Source organism: Vibrio sp. Vb0937, from assembly GCF_033338855.1.
Map to the genome: position 1 here is coordinate 1 of NZ_JAWOTK010000155.1, position 1,546 is coordinate 1,546.

The following is a 1,546-nucleotide window of genomic DNA, read 5'->3' on the forward strand; positions in this document are numbered from 1 at the left end:
GAAATCGTTCCTAGCATGCGCCCTGTATCAACATGAATTAGCAAGCAATAGTAGCCAAGCCCCATGCGATGGAGCTCGTTCAACTTAATCAGTTTTTGGAGCCAACCATTAACAGAGAAAAACGCCTCTTCTCGCTTTGGTTCAAATGGCTTCAAATAATCGCGATTAGATTGAAAATACGCCGCGATCATATCGGCATCACCGATTTCAGCGGTTCGTAGAAGCAAGTCGCCGTCCAACTTGTGAACGGCGATTGATGAACTATGATCTTCCATTACAAACGACAACTTCCTTTTTCTTGATTACTCGCGTTAATTCTTACGAATCCCATAGTCACGTAACTTATTCGCAATAGACGTGTGCGACACATTCAAACGCTTCGCTAACTTACGGCTTGACGGGAACGACTGGTACAAACGCTCCAACACCTGGGATTCATAATCACGCATTATCTCGTCCAAAGAACCATCAATATTAAGCGTTGCACTGCCCCCGCCAACTGACTGCGGCTGTGGCAAATTAAAATGTTCGGCTTTCAGTAAATGACCATCCATTTCTGTTAGCGCTCGCAACACCATATTATCTAGCTGACGCATGTTACCCGGCCATTGGTAGCTGGCCAGAGCATCAACCAAACCGTCATCCAGCCCCGGCTTATCGATACCCAGCTGCTGCGCGTGTTTTGTCACGAACAAATCTAGCAAAGGTGCCACATCATTCGAGCGCTTGCGCAGTGGAGGAATGCTTAGCGTCAGTACATTGAGGCGATAATACAAATCTTCACGGAACATACCCGCTTCAGAAAGCTCAGCAAGGTTATGTTTTGTCGAAGCAATGATGCGAACGTCTACATGCATTTCATCTTCTGCACCAACACGACGGAAGTTACCATCTTGTAGAAAACGAAGAAGTTTGATTTGCAGATGAGCACTCATCTCACCAATTTCATCAAGAAATACCGTACCACCATTTGCCTGTTCAAAAATACCTTTGTGGCCTTGTTCGTGATTGAATGAACCCGGCGCATGACCAAACAGCTCGGTTTCTGCAACGTCATCTGGCATGGATGCACAGCTCAACACAAGGAATGGTTTACTCGCACGGCTTGAACGACTATGACAGGCTTTTGCGAGCATTTCTTTGCCAGTACCTGTTTCACCTTCGATTAGTAGCGGTTGATCCAGAACAGAAAGCTTCTTAGCCTGATTAATCAAGGCTTTATGTCGGTTTGATATTCCTACGAAGTGCTCAAAACCCAATGGATTATGCAACGGTAGTCTTTCTTCGATGTGCGTGCCGTGCTGGCGTGTTCGAATCGGCATCAAAGTGCTTGCAAGCGTAGAATTCTGCGCTTCGTCTCTGATATAGACAGGCATGAGCTCTAAGATGTAATCCAACCCATCAATGACTAGGTTTTCACGAGTACGAGCGTTCACTCCTTCAGACCAACGAGAGAAACGGACGCTTGGTAATAACGCACCAATCTGAGTGCCGATGACTTCTTGTTTATGCAGGCCGAGTAGCGACAAAGCAGACATGTTCGCCA

The 1,546-nt window shown here is 46.3% G+C and carries 1 protein-coding gene and 1 pseudogene; both read right to left on the reverse strand.

Translation table 11 applies throughout. The features are described from left to right. A pseudogene (locus R7P67_RS23980) lies at positions 1-275 on the reverse strand (30S ribosomal protein S5 alanine N-acetyltransferase); the annotation flags it as partial. 36 nt (positions 276-311) lie between these two features. After that, the coding region (locus R7P67_RS23985) for a sigma 54-interacting transcriptional regulator (protein ID WP_318086213.1) at positions 312-1,546 on the reverse strand (1,235 nt) is incomplete at its 5' end.